Origin of the sequence: Massilia sp. LXY-6 (genome assembly GCF_051233485.1) — a bacterium.
Taxonomy (GTDB): domain Bacteria; phylum Pseudomonadota; class Gammaproteobacteria; order Burkholderiales; family Burkholderiaceae_D; genus Telluria.
Map to the genome: position 1 here is coordinate 1 of NZ_JBKFGF010000060.1, position 16,508 is coordinate 16,508.

General features: G+C 61.3%; 18 protein-coding genes, 1 tRNA gene and 2 pseudogenes. 8 read left to right on the plus strand and 13 right to left on the minus strand.

What is annotated here, in order from left to right; translation table 11 throughout:
- Positions 1-178: 178 nt before the first annotated feature.
- Entirely contained in the window at positions 179-457 is a 279-nt protein-coding gene (locus ACI48D_RS22885; protein ID WP_435573542.1) for a PAAR domain-containing protein, read from the plus strand.
- Positions 458-779: 322 nt separating this feature from the next.
- Here ACI48D_RS22885 and ACI48D_RS22890 read toward each other — a convergent pair whose 3' ends face one another.
- On the minus strand, positions 780-1,805 hold the full coding sequence (locus tag ACI48D_RS22890; RefSeq protein ID WP_435573543.1) for an IS110 family transposase: 1,026 nt from the start codon (positions 1,803-1,805) through the stop codon (positions 780-782).
- 73 nt (positions 1,806-1,878) lie between these two features.
- Here ACI48D_RS22890 and ACI48D_RS22895 point away from each other — a divergent pair.
- Positions 1,879-2,790: pseudogene (locus ACI48D_RS22895) on the plus strand (IS3 family transposase); the annotation flags it as partial.
- Between the two features lie 1,221 nt (positions 2,791-4,011).
- Here the strand turns inward: ACI48D_RS22895 and ACI48D_RS22900 are convergent.
- The 7 genes from ACI48D_RS22900 to petA all read right to left on the minus strand — a co-directional run bounded on the left by ACI48D_RS22900 (position 4,012) and on the right by petA (position 9,407).
- Entirely contained in the window at positions 4,012-4,872 is an 861-nt protein-coding gene (locus tag ACI48D_RS22900) for a hypothetical protein (protein WP_435573544.1), read from the minus strand.
- 239 nt (positions 4,873-5,111) lie between these two features.
- Positions 5,112-5,187: transfer RNA gene (locus ACI48D_RS22905), tRNA-Thr, on the minus strand.
- Positions 5,188-5,208: 21 nt separating this feature from the next.
- Positions 5,209-5,721: a ClpXP protease specificity-enhancing factor gene (locus ACI48D_RS22910; RefSeq protein ID WP_435573545.1), complete on the minus strand. Its 513-nt coding sequence runs from the start codon at positions 5,719-5,721 to the stop codon at positions 5,209-5,211.
- A gap of 175 nt (positions 5,722-5,896) precedes the next feature.
- Positions 5,897-6,508 (minus strand): glutathione S-transferase N-terminal domain-containing protein, encoded by a 612-nt coding sequence (locus ACI48D_RS22915; protein ID WP_036231132.1) that lies wholly within the window; start codon positions 6,506-6,508, stop codon positions 5,897-5,899.
- A 90-nt stretch (positions 6,509-6,598) separates the two neighbouring features.
- Positions 6,599-7,360, minus strand: coding sequence for a cytochrome c1 (locus ACI48D_RS22920; RefSeq protein ID WP_435573546.1), 762 nt, complete (start codon positions 7,358-7,360; stop codon positions 6,599-6,601).
- Positions 7,361-7,381: 21 nt separating this feature from the next.
- The gene (locus ACI48D_RS22925) at positions 7,382-8,791 is read right to left on the minus strand and encodes a cytochrome b (protein WP_435573547.1); all 1,410 of its coding nucleotides are present in this window, start codon (positions 8,789-8,791) and stop codon (positions 7,382-7,384) included.
- Position 8,792: 1 nt separating this feature from the next.
- The gene (gene petA / locus ACI48D_RS22930; protein WP_435573548.1) at positions 8,793-9,407 is read right to left on the minus strand and encodes a ubiquinol-cytochrome c reductase iron-sulfur subunit; all 615 of its coding nucleotides are present in this window, start codon (positions 9,405-9,407) and stop codon (positions 8,793-8,795) included.
- A 254-nt stretch (positions 9,408-9,661) separates the two neighbouring features.
- On the opposite strand from petA, the gene mscL reads away from it, so the two are divergent.
- Genes mscL through ACI48D_RS22950 form a run of 4 tightly spaced genes read left to right on the plus strand, consistent with a single transcriptional unit; the run spans position 9,662 to position 12,391 of the window.
- Positions 9,662-10,087, plus strand: a complete 426-nt coding sequence (gene mscL, locus ACI48D_RS22935; protein WP_435573549.1) for a large conductance mechanosensitive channel protein MscL — start codon at positions 9,662-9,664, stop codon at positions 10,085-10,087.
- 19 nt (positions 10,088-10,106) lie between these two features.
- The gene (locus ACI48D_RS22940; protein WP_435573550.1) at positions 10,107-11,270 is read left to right on the plus strand and encodes a Do family serine endopeptidase; all 1,164 of its coding nucleotides are present in this window, start codon (positions 10,107-10,109) and stop codon (positions 11,268-11,270) included.
- A gap of 34 nt (positions 11,271-11,304) precedes the next feature.
- On the plus strand, positions 11,305-11,991 hold the full coding sequence (locus ACI48D_RS22945; protein ID WP_435573551.1) for a DUF2461 domain-containing protein: 687 nt from the start codon (positions 11,305-11,307) through the stop codon (positions 11,989-11,991).
- A gap of 19 nt (positions 11,992-12,010) precedes the next feature.
- Entirely contained in the window at positions 12,011-12,391 is a 381-nt protein-coding gene (locus tag ACI48D_RS22950) for a cupin domain-containing protein (protein WP_435573552.1), read from the plus strand.
- An 86-nt stretch (positions 12,392-12,477) separates the two neighbouring features.
- Here the strand turns inward: ACI48D_RS22950 and ACI48D_RS22955 are convergent, their stop codons facing one another.
- The 5 genes from ACI48D_RS22955 to ACI48D_RS22975 form a co-directional block, all read right to left on the minus strand.
- Positions 12,478-13,509 carry an NAD(P)H-dependent glycerol-3-phosphate dehydrogenase gene (locus tag ACI48D_RS22955; protein ID WP_435573553.1) on the minus strand — a complete coding sequence of 344 codons (1,032 nt, stop codon included), beginning with the start codon at positions 13,507-13,509 and terminating at the stop codon, positions 12,478-12,480.
- Positions 13,510-13,521: 12 nt separating this feature from the next.
- Complete coding sequence (locus ACI48D_RS22960; RefSeq protein ID WP_435573554.1) at positions 13,522-13,977, minus strand: SH3 domain-containing protein; 456 nt, start codon at positions 13,975-13,977, stop codon at positions 13,522-13,524.
- Between the two features lie 96 nt (positions 13,978-14,073).
- Positions 14,074-14,547 (minus strand): protein-export chaperone SecB, encoded by a 474-nt coding sequence (secB, locus tag ACI48D_RS22965; RefSeq protein ID WP_435573555.1) that lies wholly within the window; start codon positions 14,545-14,547, stop codon positions 14,074-14,076.
- A gap of 121 nt (positions 14,548-14,668) precedes the next feature.
- On the minus strand, positions 14,669-14,938 hold the full coding sequence (grxC, locus tag ACI48D_RS22970) for a glutaredoxin 3 (RefSeq protein ID WP_435573556.1): 270 nt from the start codon (positions 14,936-14,938) through the stop codon (positions 14,669-14,671).
- 19 nt (positions 14,939-14,957) lie between these two features.
- Positions 14,958-15,362 (minus strand): rhodanese-like domain-containing protein, encoded by a 405-nt coding sequence (locus ACI48D_RS22975; protein ID WP_435573557.1) that lies wholly within the window; start codon positions 15,360-15,362, stop codon positions 14,958-14,960.
- Positions 15,363-15,457: 95 nt separating this feature from the next.
- Between ACI48D_RS22975 and gpmA the strand changes: the two genes are divergently transcribed.
- Together gpmA and ACI48D_RS22985 are read left to right on the plus strand one after the other, a co-directional pair.
- Positions 15,458-16,204: a 2,3-diphosphoglycerate-dependent phosphoglycerate mutase gene (gene gpmA, locus ACI48D_RS22980; protein WP_435573558.1), complete on the plus strand. Its 747-nt coding sequence runs from the start codon at positions 15,458-15,460 to the stop codon at positions 16,202-16,204.
- A 15-nt stretch (positions 16,205-16,219) separates the two neighbouring features.
- Positions 16,220-16,508 (plus strand): annotated as a pseudogene (locus ACI48D_RS22985) (protease); the annotation flags it as partial.

Consider the following 16,508-nt stretch of genomic DNA (forward strand, 5'->3'; position numbering starts at 1 on the left):
CGGCGTCGGAAAAACTCGTTTGCTTCATCGGTGATGCTGGAAAGATGGGATGCATCATTGTGCCAGTTGCGCCGGCGGCCGGGGGAGCTCGGCGATTAAATCAGCGCTTCCCTAGCGATCGCGCTTAGCCGGACGGCCCACCCATCTACTAACGTCACCGATTCCACCGGAGAGCCAGATGTCATTGAAAATCATTACAGTCGGAGACAAAACCGATCATGGCGGCACAGTGATTAGCGGTTCGCCCAACCACGACATCAGGGGAAAAGCGATCGCCCGGCTGGGTGACAAAGTTGACTGTCCGCAGCCCTACCCCGGTGGCAAACCGCACGGTGTAAACAAGATCATCACCGCCCACGACACACTTACAGTCGACGGGGTGCCCGTTGCGGTCGAGGGATGCACGACGGAATGCGGGTGCAAGCTGATCGGCAGCTTGCCGGCGACGGTCGGTTGAAAGCCTTGATCAGGTACCTTCCTACCGCTTTCGTGGACTGTCCAAGTAACGTGCCGAATGCAGCTCACTGGAGATGCTAGTCCCCCTCCTTTTTGCAAGCTGATTTCGTACGATGTGGGTAGGCTTGCTTCAATCTATCCGGCGTCGGTTGGAGATCTCTCCGCGCCACGATGAGAGCCGCGCCTGTCGGTCCTAAAAAGTGGGTCGGCTTGAACAGCCGATTTTTTCGTCAGGGTATCCGCCAGGCCGGTGTGCCGTTCACGTCATCGAAAGTCAGCAGTCGCAAAACCGGTGGTGGTTGTACAGTAAGCTTGGGGAAGTCCTATGCGGGTATGCGGGCTTCCCTCACTTCAAAGGTGGTGTGGTGCGTCGCGATCGCCCAGGCGATCCGGGCTAGCTTACTCGCCAGCGCACAGGCAACGACGTTAGGGTGCCGACGCGCGCGCATCGCTCGCACCCAGCATGCCAGTTGGCCGGTCTGGTAATTCAGTTGTCGCATGTAAGCTTTAGCGCACTGCACCAGTAGGTATCTGACTTTCTTGTCACCGCGTTTACTGATACCCAGCAGGTTGTTCTTGCCGCCCGTGCTGTACTGGCGTGGCACTAGGCCGAACGCTGCGGCAAGATCCCGACCGCATCGATACTGCTTGCAGTCGCCTACTTCGCTTGCCAGCACGCTCGCCGTGATCGGTCCGATGCCAGGCACACTCATCAATCGTTGACCGAGGTCGTCATCGGCCAGTTGGGCTGCTAATTCCTTCTCGATTTGGGCAATCTGCTCGTCCAGGTATTTGAAGTGGGCATGCAGCCTTTCCAACACCTGCACCAGCCGCAGCGGCAAGCGCTGCTCTGCCAGGATAACCGGCAGACGCCGGATCACGGCATATCCTTTCGGTAGGCTGATGCCGAATTCGAGAAGGAAGGCATGGATTTGATTGCAAGCCTTGGTGCGGTCATGAACCAGTGACTCGCGTACGCGGTGCAAGGCTGACAAAGTTTGCTGGGCTTCGTTTTTCGGTGTCACGAAGCGCATCGATGGACGGCTGGCCGCCTCGCAGATCGCCTCGGCATCGACGAAATCGTTCTTATTGCTCTTGACGAAGGGCTTCACGAACTGGGGTGAGATCAGCTTGACGTCGTGGCCGTAGCCAGCCAATTGTCGCGCCATGTGGTGGGCGCCTGCGCAGGCTTCCATCACGACCGTACATGCATGGAACTTGGCGAGGAACTCGACCAGCTGCCTGCGGCTGAACTTCTTGCGCAGTAGCGCTTTGCCATGCCGGTCCTGGCCGTGCACGTGGAAGCTGTGCTTGCCGAGGTCGATGCCGATGAGCGTAACGTCTTGCATGATGGCCTCCGTTTAGGATGAAAACACCTTGTCAGCTTAGACTCTTCAGGGTGGAGGGGGGACCATCTCATTAGTGGATTGCGCGCTCACCCTTATTGGACAAGGACGGCCAGTGAAGCCGGTCTGCGCTGTCCTTGGTGTAGCGCGCTCGAACGTTATTGATCGCCTTGCGCGTCCAGCAGACTGGATCGACGGCCGCACATCGGCCAAGTTTGACCCGGTCGCTGACGCGATGATTGCCGACGCCGTACGTGCCGAGATCACGGCATTGCCGACTTACGGCTACCGTCGTGCCGGTGCCTTGGTGAACCGCACGCGCAGCCTGATGGGCCTGCGGCCCGTCAATCATAAGCGCATGTATCGCGTGATGAAGGCCCAGGGTTTGCTGCTGCCGAAGTCGCCCAAGCGCCGGGACAGCGGCCGCGCTCATGATGGCAAGGTAGCCGTCGAGGAATCGAACCAGCGCTGGTGCTCGGACGGCTTTGAGATCGCCTGCGACAATGGCGACGTCGTGACGGGCGTATTCATGAAGGACTGCTGCGACCGCGAGATCATCGCTTGGCGTGCCTGGATCGGCCGTGGCCTGCCCGGCGAACCGGTACGCGACATGATGATCGAGGCGGTAGAGGCACGCTTTGGCAGCACGGACGAGCGGTCGATTACGCTTGAATTCTTGAGCGATAATGGCGGCGCATTCCGGGCAATCGAGACGCACGCCTTGGCGCATCAACTGGGCATCAAGCCGGTGCACACGCCTGTTAATAGCCCGCAATCGAACGGCATGGCAGAGAGCTTCGTGAACACGCTCAAACGCGATTATGTCGGCGGCATGGACCGCAGCGACGGCGCCGTCGTGCTGGCCCAGTTGCCCGACGCCTTCCGGCATTTCAACGAGGTGCATCCTCACTCGGCGCTGGGCTATAAATCGCCGCGCATGTTTAGAAAAGAGCGAAGCCGTCAGGCTCTGGAAACTGACGCTAATTAAGCATCAGGCTGTGTCCGGGAATAGCGGGGCAAGATCAGTTTGTTCGTGAGCAGGCGCCGCAGTCAAGCGTGACCGTGCCTCTGTTGGGTGGTGCCTAGGAAATCACAGATTCTCTAGGTCAAGTTCAGCCATGCCTTACGGTTGGCTTTTGCCTAATTTTGGTAATCACCTCTGAGAAGGCTGATGGAAGCGGGTGCAGGCGATGCCTACAACGACTTTTGTAAGGGTGGAGCTGAGGTGGAAGACATTGTTAAGTGACACCAAGCCGGGTTTGCTCTTCCAATATAGGAAGCCAATCCCTGTTGGATTTCCTCATGAAAAATTATAGGAGTACCCAATGTTGGCTGTCCATAGTGGAGTTCTTGCAGGCTTGTCAAAGTTATATTTCAGCTACGGCACAGAGATTACAGTTGGCTCGGCATACATGATGCTCAGATAAGCAGGAGCTCACCGGCGTGTAAAGCCAGCAACGTGCTCAGCCAGAACTTCAATCTTAGCCACATCGACGTTTTATCCGTGCGGGTCCCGGGACCGGACCGGCGCTAAGCGGTGCCCGCGGTTTCTCTGCTGATCTGGTGGATAATCCACACCTGGACGAAGAGCCTTCAGGGGATTCTCCAGCTACATCCTTGTTCAGGTTGCCGCCGAACTCTCGATATCGCTGAGCGCGCACTTCCGCATCTGCCCACCCGGATTGTGAGGCATATTCGTGCCATCGATCATTCGTGTGGCAGATCGCCTCGAAGTACTCAGCTGCCTGACCGTGTGAGCGGTTAAACCATGCTATAAGCTCGGCGGCGAGCGTACCGTCCAGAGGGGAACAGCGGCTACGGAACTTGCTGCCGACAGCACTACATGGCGTATCGCGTCGGACACCTTTGAGCATTGCCAGCAGCGAAGGGAAGTCCGTTTGGCCGGCGTTATTGATGAATAGGGCCGCTTGCGCGTACGGCAGGGGACGATAGGTTGGATCCCATAGCGCTTCGAGGCGTGCGGAGTGCCCGCCAATCCGAATCGGCGGCGTCATTGCTATCGCACGAACTTCACCGGGCGCCCCTTGCAGGAAGACCAGACGATCGTCAGCAGTTAGCGGAGAGCGGCGTGGATGCAGGAGATTACTGCTGTGGCATCCGGTCGAGCCGAAGCTTCCAAATTCCCAGAACGGGTCACAGCGACGGTCGTGTAGCCCTGCAGGCTGGCGAAGATATACGGTATAGATGCTCATGGTGCGCTATGTGAGGCAATGATGCCCGACAGCCAGTCGCGGGCCTCTGGGTAGTCATCGCAGTGCAGTACGAATTCTTGGCCCTTGCCGACAGATTGCATGAGCACACGCCCGGAGTGTGATGTCCAGCGGGCGGGATTCTCATGATAGGTCAGGGCGCGCCGTCCTTGAGCCGGCACCATCCATTCTGGCAAGCTCCAGAGCGTGCGGGTTTCGCCGGGCGCAGTCAGTTGCAACTGAGGTGTAAAACGCTTGAAGTAGCCACCACCCGGCTGACCTTGCGCGAAGCGGCTCCGTTCGGACCCCATGTAGAGATGGTTGTTCCGATGGCTGTAGTGCTCTGGCGACGCGACGTGGGGATGACTGGCGATTGCCGGATATGCGGCCAGGCAGCGCTCGCGCTCGAGCACGATCGGTAGTACTTCATCGACCTCGAGCCAACCGAACAACACATGCAGATCGGGCGCCGTGCGCACATAGCGCCACCGGCCGTCGACGCGCTCCACCTGGCGGAACCAGCCAAAGAACAGAAAGACGTCACCCGGGCCAACGCCCTGTTTCGCCAAGTGTCCGTGGGCTGCGCCAGTCTGGCCGAGTGCCGGGCGCCAATTTTGGCGACCACGATGGTTCAGCAGCTCCGGATCATGGTGGATACGTGTCTGAACAGAGTGCTTACCTCGACTCAAATCCTGCAGCAAGCCGTCGAGGTCGACTCCATGGGTTTGGAGCGACGCCATGGTGTCGCTGTCCTCGGTGCTGGGAATTGGTAAGGAAAGGAGCGTGCCGTCTTCAAGTATTGGACTTGGGACTTTTCCGTATCCCGAATCAAATCCCTTGCGTGAAAAGATGACTTTCATAAACCACTCCCAGCTGCTTCTTCAAGCGTTAGCGATCCGAAAACGATGCAGAACCAATTGCAATGTAGGCAAATCATATTGCGACAATGCATTTTTGGCAATGCGAATGTCGCCTAGAAGTTTTCCTGGCTCTCATGCATTGGCGAAGTCCGCTTGGAAACGGGGTTACACAGCGGTTACATGAACCCCAAAAAGCAAAAAGCCCAACCATAAAGGCTGGGCTAAGTGCTTGATTCTATTGGTGCCGGCTGCAGGACTCGAACCCGCCACCTGATGATTACAAATCAACTGCTCTACCTGATGAGCTAAGCCGGCAATGTGGCCAGAATTATACCCTTATTTAATCCTGGTCAACGTCGGGCGACCACCTTTTTTGGGTGGTTCGTTGTTATCGTCGGGTAGATGCGACACCTCGGATGCCGTTGCACCGCTGGTCTTGCCCGGAACGGCCGACAGACCGGGGGCGGAAGCAGCGGCAGGAGCACTGGCCGTTTCCGGTACGGGCGCGGGAGCAGGCGGGGCCAGTTCGGCGGCGGTGGTGCTGACGTCGAAGGCCATCCCTTGGCCGTTTTCGTTGGCGTAGATCGCCAGCACGTTCTGTACCGGAATGTACAGCTCGCGCGACACGCCGTTGAAGCGTGCCCGGAACGTGATCGCGTCGTTGTCCATCTTCAGCCCGGAGGTCGCGCCGTAGCTGATATTGAGGATGATCTCGCCCTTCTTCACGTATTCCATCGGAACCGTGGTCGCGGCGTCGACCTTGACCGCCAGGTAAGGCGTGTAGCCACTGTCCGTGCACCATTCGTAAATGGCGCGCAGCAGATATGGCTTGGTGGAGATGTCTGGCATGTTCAGGATCAAATTGAAACAAGTTGTTACACGCCAGTGTAATCCGATTCGCCATGAGGCGTCGAAAAACTGGCGTGCAACGGTGTCCGGGTTGCCGGAAGGGCACTCGATTCGTTTAAAGGACATCAGAAACCGTCGCAAGCGCCGCTAGTGCGCTGCAGGTTTCTGAGGTTCTTTAGCGGCGCATCACTTTTTCGGACGGAGTCAGCGCTTCGATGTAGGCAGGACGCGAGAAGATGCGCTCGGCGTACTTCATCAGCGGCGCGGCGGTCTTCGACAGTTCGATGCCGTAGTGATCCAGGCGCCACAGCAGCGGAGCGATGGCGACGTCCAGCATCGAAAACTCGTCACCCAGCATGTACTTGTTCTTCAGGAACAGCGGGGCCAGCGTGGTCAGGCGGTCGCGGATTTCCGCACGGGCCTTGTCGTGGCTCTTGTCGCCGACCTTGTTGCGCTCGTTCTCGAGCGTGTTCACGTGCACGAACAGCTCTTTTTCGAAGTTGAACAACATCAGGCGGGCACGGGCGCGCATCAGCGGGTCGGCCGGCATCAGCTGCGGGTGCGGGAAGCGCTCGTCGATGTACTCGTTGATGATGTTCGATTCGTACAGGATCAGCTCGCGCTCGACCAGGATCGGCACTTGGCCGTACGGGTTCATCGTCGAGATGTCTTCGGGCTTGTTGAACAGGTCCACGTCGCGCACTTCAAAGTCCATGCCCTTTTCGAACAGGACCAGACGGCAGCGCTGGGAGAACGGGCACGTCGTGCCGGAGTAGAGAACCATCATGGTTTATAGTTCCTTCAAGAAACAAAGGGGTGAAGCGCCAAGCGGCTCACCCCAGATAATAATTGCCCGCATTATAACCGGGCAATCACATCACTTTACGTCTTTCCAATAAGAAGCGTTTAGTCTCCAGGCAAGGAAAGCGAAAACAGCAAGGAACAGCAACACGATTGCACCCAGGCGCTTGCGCAAATCCTGCGCCGGCTCCGCCATCCAGTTCATGTAAGCGACCAGGTCGGCTACCTGGGTATCGAACTCCTGCGGGCTGAGCTGGCCTTTGCTGACCTCCTCGAAACCGGCGAACTTGTGCACCGTCTTGCCGTGCTCGTGCGGGTCCGCTTCCTCGACCATCTTGGCGGTGCGCACGCCCTGCAGCTGCCACAGCACGTGCGGCATGGCGACGTTCGGCACCACCATGTTGTTCCAGCCGGTCGGGCGGGTGTCGTCCTTGTAGAAGGTGCGCAGGTAGGTGTACAGGTAGTCCGCACCCGAACCGGCGCCCGACGCGCGTGCGCGCGTGATCACCGACAGGTCCGGCGGCACCGCGCCGAACCAGGCTTTCGCGTCCGCAGGACGCATCGCGATCGTCATCATGTCGCCCACCTTCTCGCCGGAGAACAGCAGGTTGTTCTTGATCTGGTCCTCGCTCAGGCCCAGGTCCCGCAGGCGATTGTAGCGCATCGCCGACGCCGAATGACAGTTCAGGCAGTAGTTGACGAACAGCTTGGCACCGTTTTGCAGTGACGCAATATCGTTGCGTTCCGGTGCGCGATCCAGTGGGAAACTACCCTCGTTCGCAAAGACGAATCCCGGCAGCAAGGCAAGGACCGCGAGTATCTTCTTCGAAAAATTCATGGTTGTCCTTTTCCGTAGCGGTCAATGTGGGGTGAAGCTCACGCGATTCGGTACCGGTTTGAACCGGCCCGAGGCGCTCCACCACGGCATCAGGAGGAAAAAGCTGAAGTAGATCAGCGTGCAGGCCTGGGCCATCAGCGTCGAGGACGGGGTCGGCGGCTGGGTGCCGAGGTAGCCCAGCGTCAGGAAGGCGATGCCGAACACGGTGTACACGTACTTGTGCCAGTCCGGGCGGTAGCGGATCGACTTTACCGGCGAGTGGTCCAGCCATGGCAGCAGGGCCAGGATCACGACGGACGAGCCAAACAGCACCACGCCCCAGACTTTCGCGTCCAGGAACAGCATGCCGATCTCCAGCACCACGGCGATCGCGGTGATGATCAGCTTGGTCTTGTATGACAGGCGCGAACGCAGCCAGATGAACACGACATAGGCGGCAACGCCGGCCATCACGACCCACATGAAGTCCGAAGTCGTGGCGCGCAGCACCGAGTAGAACGGCGTGAAGTACCAGGTCGGCGCGATGTGCGGCGGGGTCTTCATCGAATCGGCCGGAATGAAGTTGTTGTACTCCAGGAAGTAGCCGCCCATCTCAGGCGCATAGAAGATCACCGCGCTGTAGATGAACAGGAACACCGTCACGCCGAACAGGTCCTTGGTGGTGTAGTAGGGGTGCGACGGGATCATGTCGACGCCGTGGCCGTCCGGGCCGACGTTTTCCTTCACTTCGATGCCGTCCGGATTGTTCGAGCCGACTTCGTGCAGCGCGATCAGGTGCGCGGCCACCAGGCCCAGCAGGACCAGCGGGATCGCGATCACGTGGAAGGCGAAGAAGCGGTTCAGGGTCGCGTCCGACACCACGTAGTCGCCGCGGATCCACAGCGACAGGTCGGGGCCGATGACCGGAATGGCGCTGAACAGGTTGACGATCACCTGGGCGCCCCAGTACGACATCTGGCCCCACGGCAGCAGGTAGCCGAAGAAGGCTTCCGCCATCAGGCACAGGAAGGTGGCGAAGCCGAACAGCCAGATCAGCTCGCGCGGCTTGCGGTAGGAACCGTACAGCAGCGCACGGGTCATGTGCAGGTAAACGATGATGAAGAAGGCCGAGGCGCCGGTCGAGTGCATGTAGCGCACCAGCCAGCCCCACGGGACTTCACGCATGATGTATTCGACCGAACCGAACGCGAGGCCGGCATCCGGCTTGTAATGCATGGTCAGGAAGATGCCGGTGACGATTTGCAGCACCAGCACCAGCATGGCCAGCGAGCCGAAGATATACCAGACGTTGAAGTTCTTCGGGGCGTAATACTTGCCCCACTGGTCGTTCCACAGTTTCGACAAGGGGAAGCGGTCGTCGACCCAGGCCAGCGCTTTCTGGCTCTTCGGCGCATTCGCCGGGAGTTTGGTTTCCTTGAAAGCTGCGCCCATCTTATGCCTCGCCTTTTTCGTCTTTGCCGATCACGAGCTTATTATCGGACAGGTACATGTACGGAGGGACGTCGAGATTGGCCGGCGCCGGCTTGTTCTTGAAGACGCGGCCGGCCAGGTCGAAGGTCGAGCCGTGGCAGGGGCACAGGAAGCCGCCGTGCCAGTCGTCCGGCAGGTTCGGCTGCGGACCTTCGGCAAAGCGGGAAGAGGGCGAGCAGCCCAGGTGCGAACAGATGCCCACCGCGACCAGCACTTCCTTGTGCTCCTGGCGCGAACGGGTTTCGTTCTTGGCGTACCCAGGCGTTTCCATCTGGTACGGTTTTTCGGATTTCGGGTCGGCCACCAGACTGTCGTTCTTTGGCAGGCTCGCCAGCATTTCCGGGGTGCGGCGCAAGACCCAGACCGGCTTGCCGCGCCATTCCACCACTTTCATTTCGCCAGGCTTGACGTCGGAGATGTCCACCTCGACCGGCGCACCAGCCGCTTTCGCTCGTTCCGAAGGCTGGAAAGTACTTACCAGAACTCCGGCCGTTGAAACACCGACAACGCCGCCCGCCGCGCATGTAGCCACGAGCAAGCCTCGCCGGCCTGTATCGACCTGCTTCTCATTACTCATACCAACTCCATTCGTCAAATGCGAAATGCTGCAATGCAATAGATTGCAATTAGGTAAAAACCTTTATTGCAACAGTCGATTATATGTGAACAGTTTTACAAATTAAAGAAAAAACGTTCTTGCCATCATGATGACTTCCAAATGTGCATTTCCCGCTTTTGCCCGCGGTCGCGTCAAGACTTGCTCGCGGTAGCGGCAGCCCGGCTTTCAGGTATCATCTTTTCACGTATATAAAAACGACAAGGAGGATCGGGATGGCTATGATGGAAGAGTTCAAGAAGTTCGCGATGAAGGGCAACGTGATGGACCTGGCCGTCGGCGTGATCATCGGCGGGGCCTTCGGACGCATCGTCGATTCGCTGGTGCAGGACGTGATCATGCCGCCGATCAGCAAGCTGTTCGGCGGTCTCGACTTCGCGAGCTATTACCTTCCCCTGAACGGCCAGGCCTACGGCTTGCCGCTGGCGGAGGCGAAAAAGGCGGGCGCCGTGCTGGCCTACGGTAACTTCCTGACGATCCTGCTGAATTTTCTGATCCTTGCTTTCGTGATCTTCCAGATGGTTCGTTTGATGAACCGGATGCGCAATTCGTTCCATCCCAAGGAAGAAGTGGTCGTCGTGGCGCCGGAAGAAATCGTGCTGCTGCGCGAGATCCGCGATTCGCTGAAGACCCGCAGCTGAAACGAAACGGCCACGCATCATGCGGCGCTACTGGCTCCTGTTCGCGCAGACCGTCACGATCGCCCTCGGCATCTATGCCGTGATCGCGGCCCTGCGCCCGGAGTGGCTGGGGGCGCTGTCGATGCAGCGTGCGCCGACCCAGGTCGGGATCGGCGCTCCCGGCCGTGCGGTACCCGTGCTGCAGGCCCCGGGGGCGGCGGCACCGGGCAGCTACCGCGAGGCGGCCGGGCGCGCGATGCCGGCCGTCGTCAATATCCTGACCAGCAAGGCTCTGCGCGAGACGCATCCGCTGCTGAAAGACCCGTTCTTCCGCCGCTTCTTCGGCGACAAACTGCCGCCGCAGGAACAGATGGCCAGCCTCGGCTCGGGCGTGATCGTCAGCGCCGAGGGCTACATCCTGACCAACTACCACGTGATCGAAGGCGCCGACGAGATCGAGGTTGGCCTGGCCGACGGCCGCAAGGCTGCCGCCAGCATCGTCGGCACCGATCCGGAAACCGACCTCGCTGTGATCCGCATCAAGGCGAACAAATTGCCGGTGATCGTGCTGGGCGATCCGAAGGAAGCGCGCGTGGGCGACGTGGTGCTGGCGATCGGCAATCCCTTCGGCGTCGGCCAGACCGTTACCCTCGGCATCATCTCTGCCCTGGGCCGCAACAACCTGCACATCAACCATTTCGAGAATTTCATCCAGACCGACGCCGCGATCAACTTCGGCAACTCGGGCGGGGCCCTAGTCGACACCCGCGGCAACCTGCTCGGGATTAACTCGGCGATCTACTCGCAGACCGGCGGCTCGGTCGGGATCGGCTTTGCCATTCCCGTCTCGACCGCCAAGACCGTGCTCGACTCCATCGTCAAGCATGGCCAGGTGGTGCGCGGCTGGATCGGCATCGAATCCCAGGACATCACGCCGGAACTGGCCGACAGTTTCGGCCTCGCGCGCGACAGCGGCGCCATCATCGCCGGCGTGGTGCGCGGCGGCCCGGCCGACCGCGCCGGCATGCGTCCCGGCGACATCCTGTTGTCGGTGGACGGCAAGAAGGTCGGTAGCACCAACGACATGCTGAACCTGATCGCCGACCTGACGCCGGGTGGCAAAGCGAAAATGACGGTGATGCGCAAGAATCGCCAGTCCACGCTCGACGTCACGGTCGGCCGCCGCCCGCGCCAGACGCCCTGATTTTTATCATTCAACTTCATCCGAACGACGCCCCATGCACCTGCGCGACCTGACGCAATTCCTCACCGAAATCAAGGACAACAACAACCGCCCCTGGTTCCTCTGGAACAAACCCCGCTACGACATCCTGCGCACCGAGTTCATCGAGACGCTGACGGAGCTGATCCGGGAGGTCGCGAAGTTCGACCGCCAGGTGGCGGCCTGCGATCCGAAGAAGGCGGCGTTCCGCTTCCAGCGCGACACCCGCTTTTCGCACGACAAGACGCCCTATAAAACGCATTTCTCGGCCGGCATCGCGCCGGGCGACAAGCGCCGTCCCAGCGCGGCCGGCGGCCCGACCTATTATTTCCACATCGAAGCCGACGGCACCTTGCAGTTCGGCGCCGGTGAATACCTGCCGCCGGCACCGCGCCTGAAGGCGATCCGCGAACACGTGGTCAACGATGCGACAGGGTTTGGCAAAATGTTGAAGAATAAACATCTGCGCGAGACCTATGGCGACCTGACCGCGGAAGACAAGCTGCAGCGTCCGCCCAAAGGCTTCGACCCGGACCACCCATTGGTCGAATACCTGAAGCTCAAGAGCTATTTCGTCTGGACCGAGACGAAACTCGACGTCAATGCCCCGGAAAAACTGGTGCCCCAGCTCGCGCAAGGATTCAAGGACGCCACCGCGCTGGTCGATTGGCTGCGCGGGGTGCCCCAGACTTTCGAAGAATGATTACTGATTGGAGAGCGACATGGCCTTGCAACACGCAGTATCGGGGGAACGGATTCTACTTTCGCGGGGCGAGGACGACATCGCGAACTTCACGTCGATCGCGCTGATCAAGACCGATCACATGGAGCTGATCCGGCTGGTGTTGCCTAAGGAAAAGCCGCTGCCTGAGCACCGGGTCGAGGGAGAAATGACGCTGCTGTGCCTGGAAGGCGAGATCGCCTTCGACGCCCACGGCCGCACTACCATCCTGCGCCCGAACGAGATGGTCTACCTGGCCGGCGGCGAGCCGCACGCGGTGCGCGCCAACAAGGATGCCGTCGCCCTGATGACCATCCTGCTGCACCCGGGCGACAACAGCGGCGGCCCGACCCGCGACCCGCGCGGGGCACCGAATACGTAGGGTGGGCGCGGCCGGCGTAGGCACCATGTGCCCACGCGTGACGCCTGCGGTGTGCGGACGTTACGCGTGGGCTCGGAGAGCCCACCCTACGCTAATTCATTGCGCGGATCCCGCGCCAGCAACCGGTCCACGGTTTCCTGCACCGAGGCGCCATCGAACAGCACGCCGGCCACAGCATTGGTGATCGGCATGTCGACGCCGAGTTTCGCCGCCAGTTCGCGCACGGCTTTCGCGCACGGCACGCCTTCGGCCACGTGGCCGAGTTCCCTGACGATGGTGTCGAGCGCCTTGCCCTGGGCCAGCGCCAGGCCGACGCGGCGGTTGCGCGACAAATCTCCGGTGCAGGTCAGGATCAGGTCGCCCATGCCGGTCAGCCCCATGAAGGTGGCGGGCTGGGCGCCCAGCGTGGTGCCGAGGCGGGTGATCTCGGCCAGTCCGCGCGTGATCAGGGCCGCGCGCGCGTTCAGGCCCAGGCCCAGGCCATCGGCCGCGCCGGTGGCGATGGCGAGGATGTTCTTGACCGCGCCGCCGACTTCCACGCCGACCAGGTCGTCGCAGGCGTACACGCGCACGCTGCCGCCGTGCACGAGGGAGACCACGCGCTCGCGCAGTTCGGCCGAGCTGGAGGCCACCGTCAGCCCGCAGGGCAGGCCGCGCGCCACTTCCTGGGCGAACGAAGGGCCGGACAGGGCGGCGCCGGGGACAGTGTCACCGAGTACCTCGCGCACCACCTGGTGCGGCAGCAGGCCGGTGCCGTATTCGAAACCCTTGCACAGCCAGACGATGTTCGGGATCGGCCGGCCCTTCAATTGCTCGAGCAGCGGGCGCAAGCCGGCCACCGGACAGGCCGCGATCAGCAGCGGCGTCGTGCCGGGTGCAGCCTGGGTGACGTGGGCGATCGCGGCCTCGAAGTCGGCCGACACGCGCAAGGCGGGCGGCAGCGGATGGCCCGGCAGGTAGGTGAGGTTCTCGCGCGCCGCATCGGTGGCGGCCATCTGTTCCGGATTACGACCCCACAGCAGGACGTCGTGGCGGGCGGCCAGCGCGATCGCGACCGCCGTGCCCCAGGCGCCGGCGCCGAGGACAGTGATGGGTTGGGCTTGTTTGGCTTCGTGCATGGAATAGGGGGCTCAGATGCCCCAGACGTCGGACGCCCTGACGTAGCCGCCGATGCCGTCGCGGTGGCGCACGCGCACCCACGGGCCGGCTTCCGGATCGACCAGTTCGAGCAGGACGTTCTTATCGGCCGTCATCAGGACGGCGGCATTGTCTTCCGGTGCGGCGCGCACCTTGGCACCGGCCACGCGCACGATCACGTTGCGCCTGGCCGACAGGTTCCTGGCTTCGGTCCAGGCGAGGTCGCCGGCCGCATCGCGCACCTTGACCCAGTCGCCATAGCTGAGCATGACCTCGACCGGCATGCCGCTCGGGGCGATGAACAGCTTGCCGCCCTTGGCGGACGGGGCGTCGTACAGGACCGCGGAATGTGCGCCCACCGTCTTGAAATCGAACGCCGCGGCCGCGCAGGAGGCCAGCAACAGGAGGCTGCCTGCGATGAGACGTTGACGGATGCGATTGGTGCGCATGACAGGCCTTTGGGAAAACGACACGCGCCGAAAGGCAGAAAAGATAGATGTCCGGCCAGCCTGGTACAGGCAGACCGAACCTCGGGTCTTGCTGTATTACTGGTTGGCGGCCGGCGTGCCAGCTGCGGCAGCCTGCTCGGCCAGCGCTTGGCGGCGCTGCTGGTAGAACACTTCAAAGTTGATTTCAGCCAGGTGCACAGGCGGGAAGCCGGCACGGGTGATGAAGTCGGCGATGTTGCTACGCAGGTAAGGATAGATGATGTTCGGGCAGCCGATGCCCAGCAGCGGGTCCATCTGGTCAGCCGGGATGTTGCGGGCTTCGAAGATGCCAGCCTGCTTGCCTTCGACCAGGAAAGCGACCTTGTCCTTGACCTTGGCGGTCACGGTGATGGTCACGGTCGATTCGTAGATGCCATCGGCGATTCCTTCGGCGCCGACGTCCAGCGAGACCTCGATGGTCGGTGCTTCCTGCTCGAGGAAGATCGCCGGGGAATTCGGTTGTTCCAGCGACATGTCTTTCAGGTAAACACGCTGGATTTGGAACACGGGTTGCAGGTTTTCGTCGGCCATGGAACGCTTTCGTTAATAGTGTGAAGGACGGACGAGCCGTCCCATATGCTTGAATGTCAAGGCGTCGGCAATTGTATCAAAACCAACTCGGTTGCCATAGCATTGCCGGTCAGGCCCGTATTCAGGCCGAATCGCCCTTCAGCAGCGGGTCCAGGCGGCCAGCCTGGTCGAGCGCGTACAGGTCGTCGAAGCCGCCGACGTGGGTGTCGCCCACATAGATCTGCGGTACGGTGCGGCGACCGGTGCGCTGCATCATGATGGCGCGCTGTTCCGGGTCGAGGTCGACACGGATGCGCTCGATCTCGGTCACGCCCTTGGCTTCCAGCAGGCGCTCGGCGCGCACGCAGTAAGGGCAGCTTGCAGTGTGGTAGAGAACGACGTGGGCAGTCATCAGTAATCCTTTCGAACGATTATTTGGTCAGGGGCAGGCCGGCAGCCGTCCAGGCCGCGACGCCGCCATCCAGCGTGTAGACGTCCTCGAAACCGGCGGCCCTGATCTGGCGCGCCGCCTTGTCGGCGCGGGCGCCGCTCTGGCACACCACGATCACGGTCTTGGTTTTCGACTTGTCCAACTCGCCGATGCGATTGCCCAAGTCTGCCAGTGGAAGGTTTTTTGCGTCGCGCAAGTGGCCAGCGGCGAACTCGTCGCTGCCGCGCACGTCGATCACGGCCGTGGCTTTGCCGCGGTTCATCATCTGGGTCGCCTGGAGCGGGGTAGCGCGGCGGCCACGCGGCGCGAGCGCCGGCCACAGCAGGGCAGCGCCGGAAATCACGGCGATCGCAACAACGAAGATATGGTCAAGGATGAATTTCACGAAGTTTCCGTCGGTTGAACTGAATTGAATCGTCGCATTATAAAATAGAAGCTGAATCGATATTTCCCACCATTTTTTTTTATCCGAAGAGCCTTATGTACAAAATCGTATTCATGCGCCACGGCGAATCCACCTGGAACCTCGAAAACCGCTTTACGGGCTGGACCGACGTTGACCTGACAGAGAAGGGCGTCAAGGAGGCGACCACCGCCGGCCGCCTGCTGCGCGAAGCCGGCTTCAGCTTCGACCTCGCCTACACCTCCGTGCTCAAGCGCGCGATCCGTACCCTGTGGCTCGCCATGGACGAGATGGACATGATGTGGCTGCCGGTCAAGAACGACTGGCGCCTGAACGAGCGCCACTACGGCGCCCTGCAGGGCCTGGACAAGGCCGAGACCGCCGCCAAGTTCGGCGACGAGCAGGTGCTGGTCTGGCGCCGCAGCTACGACACCCCGCCGCCGGCGCTCGAAGACAGCGATCCGCGCACCTCGTTCAAGGACCCGCGCTACGCCGGCCTCGACAAAGCACAGATCCCGCTGACCGAATGCCTGAAGGACACCGTCGCGCGCGTGATGCCGGCCTGGGACGAGGAAATCGCCCCGGCCATCCGCGCCGGCAAGAAGATCCTGATCTCGGCCCACGGCAACAGCCTGCGCGCCCTGATCAAGATGCTCGACAACATCAGCGACACCGACATCGTCGGCCTCAACATCCCGAACGGCACCCCGCTGGTGTACGAGCTGGACGAGAACCTGAAGCCGATCCGCCATTACTACCTGGGCGACCAGGAAGCGATCGCGGCCGCGATGGCCGCCGTGGCCAACCAAGGGAAGGCAAAGTAAACCTTGCGCTTTGTAATGAAGTCAGCCGGCAGCGCGCTGCTGTGCGGCCTGCTGGCGTGCGCGCTTGCGCTCGCCCTCGGCGAAGCGCAAGCGGCGCCCTCGCGCCCTACCGCGCGCAGCAAGCAGAAAGCCGAGGCCGAGGCGCAGCGCGCCGGCATCCAGCAACAACTGAATGCGCTGAAGAAGGACATCAGCCGCACCGAGAGCGAAAAGGACGACGCGGCCGACGAGCTGGCCGAGTCGGAAGAGGCGATCTCGAACGCCAACCGGGCGCTGCGCGAACTGGGCGGCGAGCAGGCCGCGA